General features: G+C 71.0%; 11 protein-coding genes. 3 read left to right on the top strand and 8 right to left on the bottom strand.

Translation table 11 applies throughout. The features are described 5' to 3' along the window. Positions 1–198: 198 nt before the first annotated feature. Complete coding sequence (locus DMH08_RS36735; RefSeq protein WP_026405701.1) at positions 199–1,185, bottom strand: carbohydrate kinase family protein; 987 nt, start codon at positions 1,183–1,185, stop codon at positions 199–201. Positions 1,186–1,368: 183 nt separating this feature from the next. Then, entirely contained in the window at positions 1,369–1,731 is a 363-nt protein-coding gene (locus tag DMH08_RS36730; RefSeq protein ID WP_026405700.1) for a HesB/IscA family protein, read from the bottom strand. A 250-nt stretch (positions 1,732–1,981) separates the two neighbouring features. Here DMH08_RS36730 and nadA point away from each other — a divergent pair, with 250 nt between their 5' ends. Further along, a complete protein-coding gene (gene nadA / locus DMH08_RS36725; protein WP_233618030.1) occupies positions 1,982–3,136 on the top strand; it encodes a quinolinate synthase NadA in 1,155 nt (384 codons plus the stop codon). Positions 3,137–3,210: 74 nt separating this feature from the next. Here nadA and pspAB read toward each other — a convergent pair whose 3' ends face one another. The 4 genes from pspAB to DMH08_RS36705 all read right to left on the bottom strand — a co-directional run bounded on the left by pspAB (position 3,211) and on the right by DMH08_RS36705 (position 5,889). Next, complete coding sequence (pspAB, locus tag DMH08_RS36720; RefSeq protein ID WP_125620795.1) at positions 3,211–3,780, bottom strand: PspA-associated protein PspAB; 570 nt, start codon at positions 3,778–3,780, stop codon at positions 3,211–3,213. 1 nt (position 3,781) lies between these two features. Next, the gene (gene htpX, locus DMH08_RS36715) at positions 3,782–4,699 is read right to left on the bottom strand and encodes a zinc metalloprotease HtpX (protein WP_125620793.1); all 918 of its coding nucleotides are present in this window, start codon (positions 4,697–4,699) and stop codon (positions 3,782–3,784) included. A 111-nt stretch (positions 4,700–4,810) separates the two neighbouring features. After that, positions 4,811–5,089 (bottom strand): PspA-associated protein PspAA, encoded by a 279-nt coding sequence (gene pspAA, locus DMH08_RS36710; protein ID WP_026405696.1) that lies wholly within the window; start codon positions 5,087–5,089, stop codon positions 4,811–4,813. Continuing rightward, a complete protein-coding gene (locus tag DMH08_RS36705) occupies positions 5,086–5,889 on the bottom strand; it encodes a PspA/IM30 family protein (protein ID WP_034521321.1) in 804 nt (267 codons plus the stop codon). The genes pspAA and DMH08_RS36705 overlap by 4 nt, the downstream gene beginning before the upstream one ends. Positions 5,890–6,020: 131 nt before the next feature. Between DMH08_RS36705 and DMH08_RS36700 the strand changes: the two genes are divergently transcribed. Together DMH08_RS36700 and DMH08_RS36695 are read left to right on the top strand one after the other, a co-directional pair. Continuing rightward, positions 6,021–6,596, top strand: coding sequence for a DUF3043 domain-containing protein (locus DMH08_RS36700; RefSeq protein ID WP_026405694.1), 576 nt, complete (start codon positions 6,021–6,023; stop codon positions 6,594–6,596). A gap of 52 nt (positions 6,597–6,648) precedes the next feature. Continuing rightward, on the top strand, positions 6,649–7,650 hold the full coding sequence (locus DMH08_RS36695; RefSeq protein ID WP_026405693.1) for an aldo/keto reductase family protein: 1,002 nt from the start codon (positions 6,649–6,651) through the stop codon (positions 7,648–7,650). Between the two features lie 73 nt (positions 7,651–7,723). Here the strand turns inward: DMH08_RS36695 and DMH08_RS36690 are convergent, their stop codons facing one another. Next, a complete protein-coding gene (locus DMH08_RS36690) occupies positions 7,724–7,921 on the bottom strand; it encodes a hypothetical protein (protein ID WP_125620791.1) in 198 nt (65 codons plus the stop codon). 95 nt (positions 7,922–8,016) lie between these two features. Next, the coding region (locus tag DMH08_RS36685; RefSeq protein WP_125620789.1) for a DsbA family protein at positions 8,017–8,619 on the bottom strand (603 nt) is incomplete at its 5' end.

Below are 8,619 nucleotides of genomic sequence, written 5' to 3'. Positions count from 1 at the left end.
GCGGCCCGCACGGACGTCCCCGCCTGGTGCCGGATGAAGTCGCAGGACTTCGTCCGCGAGGAGACCCTCGCGCAGGGCGGCTGGGGCTTCCACATCCGCCGCACGTACTGACCGCGCCGCCCGGGCGCCGGTCCCGGCCCGCCCCCGGACGCGCGAAGGCCGCGCCCCCGCGGGGACGCGGCCGGTCGCGCGCGGACGCTACGGGTTCGGGCAGGTGACGTGCGGGGCCACCTCGGCGGACGCCTCCGGGCCGTAGGCGGCGGCGAAGCGGTCCAGGAACGCCTGGCGGGACAGCGTGTACTCCTGCGGCCCGGCGGCTTCGAGGGCGTGCGCGGCGATGGCGTTGCCGACCTGCGCGGCGCGCTCCAGCGGCAGGTTCCAGGCGAGGGCCGACAGGAAGCCGGCGCGGAACGCGTCGCCCACGCCGGTCGGGTCGACGATGGAGGCGACGGAGACGCACGGCACATGGACCCCCTCCCGGCCCTCCCGGTCGATGACGACGCCCTTGGCGCCGAGGGTGGTGACGCGGACGCCGACGCGGGAGAGGATCTCCTCGCCGGACCAGCCGGTCTTCTCCTCGCAGAGCGCCTTCTCGTACTCGTTGGTGAACAGGTACGCGGCGCCGTCGATGAGGCGGCGCACGTCCGGGCCGTCCATCCGGGCGAGCTGCTGGGACGGGTCCGCGGCGAACGGGATCCCGCGGGCGCGGCACTCGTCGGTGTGCCGCAGCATCGCCTCGGGGTCGTTCGGGCTGACCAGCACCAGGTCGAGGCCGCCGACGCGGTCGGCGACCGGCTGCAGCTCGATGCTGCGGGCCTCGCTCATCGCGCCCGCGTAGAACGTGGCGATCTGGTTCTGGTCCTGGTCGGTGTTGCACAGGAACCGGGCGGTGTGGTGCAGCTCGGACACGTGCACCGAGGCGGTGTCGACGCCGTGCCGGTCGAGCCAGGAGCGGTAGTCGGCGAAGTCGTCGCCGACCGAGCCGACCAGGATCGACTCCTTGCCGAGGCTGCCCATCCCGAAGCAGATGTTCGCGGCGACGCCGCCGCGGCGGATCTCCAGTTCGTCCACCAGGAACGACAGCGACACCCGATCGAGCTGGTCGGGAAGGAGCTGGTCGGTGAACCTTCCCGGGAAGGTCATCAGATGGTCGGTCGCAATGGAACCGGTCACGGCGATGCGCACGCGTCGCTCTCCTCGTCGAGGTCGTCGTCCGGCTGGTTCACCGGCTTTTTCAGACTGGGAAAGCCTACTTGCAGCGGCGGCCGGCCACCTCGACGGGCGAACGGAAAGGGACGGCGCGGACGGTCGCGAAGACCGTCCGGCCGTCCCTCAGGCCGCGCGCGCCTCTGCCGTGCGGCGGACGCCTCAGTTGAAGGAGTCGCCGCAGGCGCAGGAACCCGAGGCGTTCGGGTTGTCGATCGTGAAGCCCTGCTTCTCGATGCTGTCGACGAAGTCGATGGTGGCGCCGGTGAGGTACGGCGCGCTCATCCGGTCGACGCGCACCGACAGGCCGTCGAAGTCCTGGATCTGGTCGCCGTCCATCTCGCGCTCGTCGAAGAAGAGCTGGTAGATCAGGCCGGAGCAGCCGCCCGGCTGCACGGCGACACGCAGCGCAAGGTCGTCACGGCCCTCCTGCTCGAGCAGGCCCTTGGCCTTCTCCGCGGCGGCGTCGGTGAGGACGACGCCCTGCTGCGTGGTCTCCTGCGTGGTCTCGCCTGAAACCGTCATGTGTTCAGCTCCCGGGTCTCGCTGCGCCGCGTTGCGGCGATTTCCGCTTGTCCTGTGAGGACGCGTACGCCCCTTCCCGTAGGACAACGTACCTCGCCACAAGGCCATTCCGCTTCCGGGCCGTCTTGAACATCCCGCGGGTGTGCGTTCTACGTCACATCGGCCTACGTCACATCGGCGCACCCCGCCGGATATGCCATCATTAGTCGTCACATCGACGATAAGTGTCGTCGCCTGGAGGGAGATCCTCGTGAGCACACCGGTGCGCGACCTGCCCCTGCTGCTGCTCGGCAGCGGCGCCGACCCGGCCAGCGAGCGCGGCGTGGACTGTCCCGGCGAGCTTCCGCCGGCCTCCGACCCGGCCCTCGTCGAGCGGGCGGCCGCCGCGAAGGCCGCGCTCGGCGACCGCGTGTTCGTGCTCGGCCACCACTACCAGCGCGACGAGGTCATCCGGTTCGCCGACGTCACCGGCGACTCGTTCAAGCTCGCCCGCGAGGCCGCGGCCCGCCCGCAGGCCCCGTACGTGGTGTTCTGCGGCGTCCACTTCATGGCGGAGTCCGCCGACATCCTGACCGCGGACCACCAGCGGGTCGTGCTGCCCGACCTCGCCGCCGGGTGCTCGATGGCGGACATGGCCACGTTCGACCAGGTCGAGGACTGCTGGGACGTCCTGGAGGACGCGGGCGTCGCCGACGACGTGGTCCCCGTGACCTACATGAACTCCTCGGCCGACATCAAGGCGTTCGTCGGACGGCACGGCGGCGTCGTCTGCACGTCGTCCAACGCCAAGCGCGCGCTCGACTGGGCGTACGCGAAGGGCAAGAAGGTCCTGTTCCTGCCGGACCAGCACCTCGGCCGCAACACCGCCGTCCTGGAGATGAGCTTCTCGCTGGACGACTGCGTCGTCTACAGCCCGCACCGCAAGGAGGGCGGCCTCACGCACGGGCAGCTGCGGGACGCCAAGATGATCCTTTGGCGCGGGCACTGCTCGGTGCACGGCCGGTTCACCAAGGAGTCCGTGGACGACGTCCGCGCGCGCGTTCCGGGCGTGAACGTGCTGGTGCACCCCGAGTGCCGCCACGAGGTGGTGACGTCCGCCGACCTGATCGGCTCGACCGAGTTCATCATCAAGACGCTCGACGCGGCCGCGCCCGGGACGTCGTGGGCGGTGGGCACGGAGCTGAACCTCGTCCGGCGGCTGGCGAACGCCCACCCGGACAAGAACGTCATGTTCCTGGACAAGACGGTCTGCTACTGCTCGACGATGAACCGCATCGACCTGCCGCACCTCGTGCGGTCGCTGGAGTCGCTCGCACGCGACGAGGTCGAGAACGTCATCCGGGTCGACGAGGAGACCGCGCACTACGCCCGCGTGGCCCTCGACCAGATGCTCGCGCTGCCCTAGCCGGCGCGCCGCCGGAGCACACGCCGCCGGAGCACGCGGACGGGCGGGGCCGTCGCGCCCCGCCCCCCGCGGGCTCACAGGCCGGGCGCGCCCCAGACCGGGAACCAGCGCCCCAGGTCGTCCTCGAAGGGCAGGTCGGCGCCGACCGCGCTCCGCACCTGGAGTTCGAGGGCGTTGTCCCGCTTGTCGCCAGGAAGCGGGGCGAACGGGTAGAAGGTGCCGCGCTTGTAGAGGTAGACGAGCGCGAGCCGCCGTCCGTCCGGGCCGCGGAAGCCCGCCAGGGAGCACAGCAGGTGCGGGCCGAACCCGTTCGACTCCAGGGTCGCGTTGACCGCGTGCAGGTCGGTGACGAGTTCGGGCAGCTCGTCCGGGCGGTGCTCGGCGAGCAGCCACGTGAACCCGTAGGAGTCGTTGCTCAGCGCGACGGGCGGGCCCTCGTCGGCGTCCAGCAGTTCCCGGACGTCCTGCTGCAGGCGGGCGAACGCGCCGCCCTCCGCCGCCCGGAAGCACACCGAGCCGAGGCCGGTCGGGACGAACCCCGTCGCGGCCTCCAGCGTGACGGCGGCGGTGGACAGCGCGAACATCCGGTCGAGGTCGGGGCGGGCCGGCTTGGACCGGCCGAGCAGCGCGTCCAGAAAACCCACGTCAGGCCCCCCTGCTGAGCTGGTCGGAGATCTTGCCGAGCTGGGCGAGCCGCTTGTCCAGCGGCGGGTGCGTGGCGAACAGCGCCGCCACGCTGGCCCCGCGCCCGAGCGCCGGGGTGAAGAAGAACGCGTTGAACGGCTGCGCGGACCGCAGGTCGTTCGTCGGGATCCGGGCGATGTCGCCGCTGACCTTGGTGAGCGCGGACGCCAGCGCCGACGGGCGCCCGGTCAGCAGCGCGGCGGACCGGTCGGCCGACAGCTCCCGGTACCGCGACAGCGCGCGGGTCAGCAGGAAGCTGATGGCGTAGGCGAGCGCGCTCGCCCCCACCACGGCCAGCAGGACGAGCCCGGTGTTCTGGTCGTTGCCCCGCCGGTTGAAGCCGCCCCACAGACCGAACTGCAGCCCGAACCGGGTGATGAGGCCCGCGCAGACACCGAGGAACGACGCGATCGTCATGACCGCGACGTCCCGGTGCGCGACGTGCGCCATCTCGTGCGCGAGGACGCCCTCCAGCTCCACCGGGTCGAGCCGGCGCAGCAGCCCGGTGGTGACGCAGACGACGGCCTTCTTCTGGTTCCGGCCCGTGGCGAACGCGTTCGGCACGTCGGTGTCGGCGATCGCGACCTTGGGCTTGGGCGCGTCCGACAGCGCGCAGATCCGGTCGACCACCCCGTGCAGCTCCGGCGCCTGCTCCGGCGACACCACCCGGCCGTGCATGGCGAACAGCGTCATCCGGTCGGAGAAGAAGTACTGCGCGAGCAGGAACACCACCGCGACCGCCAGCGCGAAAGCGCCCCATTCCGGCGCCAGCACGAAGAACGCCGAAACGAAGACGACATAGACCAGTCCCAGCAGGAACATGGTCATGAGCATGCGGGACGTCAGCCCCCTGTCGGGCGCGTACCGTGTCCTGGCCATGCGCTCACCACCCCCCGGTGTCAACCCCGTTCACCAGGAAGAACGCGCGAGCGGCGTGTTTTGTGCCGGATGTCCCTTTCGCTGTGGGTGATCGCTCCCCGTTCTCCCCGACTAGTCCGGAATCAGGCCCTCGTCGCCCAGCATGGACCGCACCTCGTCGATGTGCGCGTCCGCGGGCGGCAGGATCAGCTCCGACGGCGCCAGGCTGTCGGCGGGCAGCGGCTTGCCGACCTTGCGGACGTTGTCCAGCAGCGCGACCAGCGCCGCCCGGAACGTCGTCTCGTCGCCCGACTCGATCGCCGCCTCGAGCTCGTCGTCCAGCGCGTTGAGCGCCGTCAGATCCTCGGCGGCGACGTCCAGCTGCCCCTCGCCCATCAGCCGGACGATCACTGGGCACCCCCGGGCTGCTGCGGCCACGCCTGCTTGGAGGTGTCCACCTGCGGCTGCTGCTGCGCGCTCGGAGAGCCCTCGTTCAGCTCCTTCGGAGCGGGCCCCTGGCCGAGTTCGGCCTTCATGCGCTCCAGCTCCAGGTCGACGCCGCTGCTCGAACCCATCCGGTCCAGCTCGGCCTGGATGTCGTCCTTCGGACCGGAGAAGTCCTCCAGGGCGCCGGACGCCAGGAGCTCGTCGATCGCCCCGGCGCGGGCCTTCATGTTCTCGGTCTTCTCCTCGGCGCGCTGGATCGCCAGCCCGACGTCGCCCATCTCCTCGGAGATGCCGGAGAACGCCTCGTTGATCTTCGTCTGCGCCTCGGCCGCGGTGTAGGTGGCCTTGATGGTCTCCTTGCGCGTGCGGAAGGAGTCGACCTTGGCCTGCAGCCGCTGGGAGGCGAGCGTGAGCTTCTCCTCCTCGCCCTGGAGCTGCTGGTACTGCGCACGCAGGTCGTTCAACTGGCCCTCGATCCCGGCGCGGCGCTCGAGCGCCGTGCGGGCGAGGTCCTCACGGCCGACCTGCAGCGCCTTGCGGCCCTGGTCGGTCAGCTTCTCCTGCTGCTGTTCGAGCTGGTTGATCTGCAGCTCGAGACGCTTGCGGGAGGTGGCGACGTCGGCGACTCCCCGACGGACCTTCTGCAGCATCTCCAGCTGTCGCTGGTAGGAGTAGTCGAGCGTCTCGCGAGGATCCTCGGCCCGGTCCAGGGCTTTGTTCGCCTTGGCCTTGAAGATCATCGACATTCGCTTCATCACGCTCATCGCGCGGCGCCGGTCCCTTCGTGCTGTCGCTCAGTCGCAAACTGGGCTCAATGACCACTGGTGGGGTTCTTATCACCCTACGCGGTAACGTGCGAGGCAGTCACGACGTTCGCAGCCGGTAGGCTGATCCCGTGTTCAAGCGTCGTACCCAGGAAGCCCCTCCGAATCCTCCTCAGGTAGTAAAGCCGGGAGGAAAGGGCCGTCCCACGCCCAAGCGGCGGGACGCCGAGAAGCGGAACCGGCAGCCGATCACCGCCCCGTCGAACCGCAAAGAGGCGTACAAGAAGGTCCGGGAGCGGCAGGCCGCCGAGCGCGTCAAGGCCCGCGAAGGGATGCAGCGGGGCGACGAGAAGTACCTGCTCAAGCGCGACAAGGGCCCCGTGCGCCGGCTCGCCCGCAACTACGTCGACTCGCGCCGGACGGTCGGCTCGTACCTGATGTACGCGATGTTCGCGATCGTCCTGCTCAGCCTCGTCCCGATCCCGGCGGCGCGCCTGCTGGTCCTGTTCGCGCCGCCGCTGCTGCTCCTCGCGGTGTTCGGCGAGGGCCTGCTGCTCAGCCGCGGCATCAAGCGGCTGGCGGCCGAGCGGTACCCGGACGAGAGCCACAAGGGCGTCGGGATGTACGCGGCGATGCGCGCGATGCAGATCCGCCGGCTGCGCGTCCCCGCCGCCCAGGTGAAGATCGGCGAGAAGGACAAGATCTGACCGCCCGGTGACCCGCGTCCGCCGGAACGCCCGGCGGGCTAGGGTCTGGGGCATGGAGTTCAGACACCTGGGCAGGAGCGGTCTCAAGATCAGCGAGATCGCCTACGGCAACTGGCTCACCCACGGTTCCCAGGTCGAGGAGGACGCCGCGAACGCGTGCGTGCGCGCGGCGCTCGACGAGGGCGTCACCACCTTCGACACCGCCGACGTCTACGCCGGCACGCGCGCCGAGGAGGTCCTCGGGCGGGCGCTGAAGGGGCAGCGCCGCGAGGGGCTGGAGATCTTCACCAAGGTCTTCTGGCCCACCGGACCCGGGCAGAACGACCGGGGCCTGTCGCGCAAGCACATCATGGAGTCGGTCAACGGGTCGCTGCGGCGGCTCGGCACCGACTACGTCGACCTCTACCAGGCGCACCGCTTCGACCACGCGACCCCGCTGGAGGAGACGCTCCGCGCGTTCGACGACCTCGTCCGGCAGGGCAAGGTCCTGTACGTCGGCGTGTCGGAGTGGCGGGCCGAGGAGATCGAGCGGGCGCTGAAGATCGCCGACGAGATGGGCTTCGACCGGATCGTCTCGAGCCAGCCGCAGTACTCGATGCTGTGGCGGGTGATCGAGGAGGAGGTCGTCCCGCTGTGCGAGCGGGAGGGCATCGGCCAGATCGTGTGGTCGCCGATCGCGCAGGGCGTGCTGACCGGCAAGTACAAGCCGGGGCAGCCGCTGCCGGAGGGGTCGCGGGCGACCGACGACAAGGGCGGCAGCGACATGATCAAGCGCTACCTGAGCGACGACCTGCTGGCCCGGGTGCAGGAGCTGCGGCCGATCGCCGACGACCTCGGGCTGTCGATGGCGCAGCTCGCGATCGCGTGGACCCTGCAGAACCCGAACGTGTCGGCGGCGATCGTGGGCGCGAGCCGCCCCGAGCAGGTCCGCGACAACGTGAAGGCCGCCGGGGTGAAGCTGGACGCGGACGTCCTCAAGCGGATCGACGACGTGCTCGGCCCCGTCGTGATCCGCGACCCGGCCCGGACCCGCAGCCCCGAGACCCGCCCCTGAGCCCCCGCCGCACGCACGAGGGCCGCGGCGCTCCCGGTCTCCCGGGGGCCGCGGCCCTTCGCCGTCCCGCCGCTCACTCGGGTTCGTGCAGGCTCATCTCGTAGACGGCCGTGTCGCCCGCCAGCAGCGTCACCTTGTCGGCGCCGCCGGCGAGCAGGGCCCGCCAGTTCTCGCCCAGCCAGCTCTCCGCGTCCGCCTGGGTGGAGAAGGACTCCTCCGACACGCCCACGGAGCGCCCGTCGGCCGTCTCCAAACGCCAGCTCCACGCCATCGCGCCGTCTCTCCCTCGTGCCGCTCTTGCCTGTCGCCGTACCCTGCCGCCGTGCCCGCGCAGTGATCCACCGCCGTGGACGTGAGCGTAACCCGTCAGGCGGCGGCCTCGATGGCTTCGCGGAGCGCCTCGGGCGTGGCGATGTCGTCCTGGTCGAGGGTGCGGCCGTTCACCCGGACGGTCGGCGTGCCGCCCACCCCGGAGTCGACGTACCCCCGGCTGACCCGCTTGACCTCCCCCGCGTACCACTGGTCGCGCACGCACTCCTCGAACCGGGCGTCGGCGACCCCCGCCTCGGCGCCGACGGACACCAGCTCGCCGACCGCGTACCCCTCGGTCTGCAGGTTCGCGGGCTGGTGCTCGTAGAGCGCGTCCTGGTACGACAGCCACCGCGCGCCGTTCCCGACGCAGCGCAGCGCGGACGCCGCCCGCAGCGCGTTGCCGTACGCCGGCTGCATGGACTCGTTGAAGATCACCATGGGGTGGAAGACGACCTTGGCGTCCCCGGCGACGGCCAGTTCCTTCAGCATCGGGTCGTTCGCCTTGTCGAAGGTGCCGCAGTGCGGGCAGGCGAAGTCGGTGTAGATGTCCACGACGGGGGCCGAGACGCCGGGACGGGCCATCGCGAGGCTGCCGTCCTCGGCGGGAGTGGCCTTCGCCCCGCCGACGATGTCGCCGACCTGCAGCCGCACCTCGCC

This window comes from Actinomadura sp. WAC 06369, assembly GCF_003947565.1.
Taxonomy (GTDB): domain Bacteria; phylum Actinomycetota; class Actinomycetes; order Streptosporangiales; family Streptosporangiaceae; genus Spirillospora; species Spirillospora rifamycini.
The sequence above is the reverse complement of the archived record's forward strand: the minus strand, read 5'-3'. Positions and strand labels throughout refer to the sequence as shown.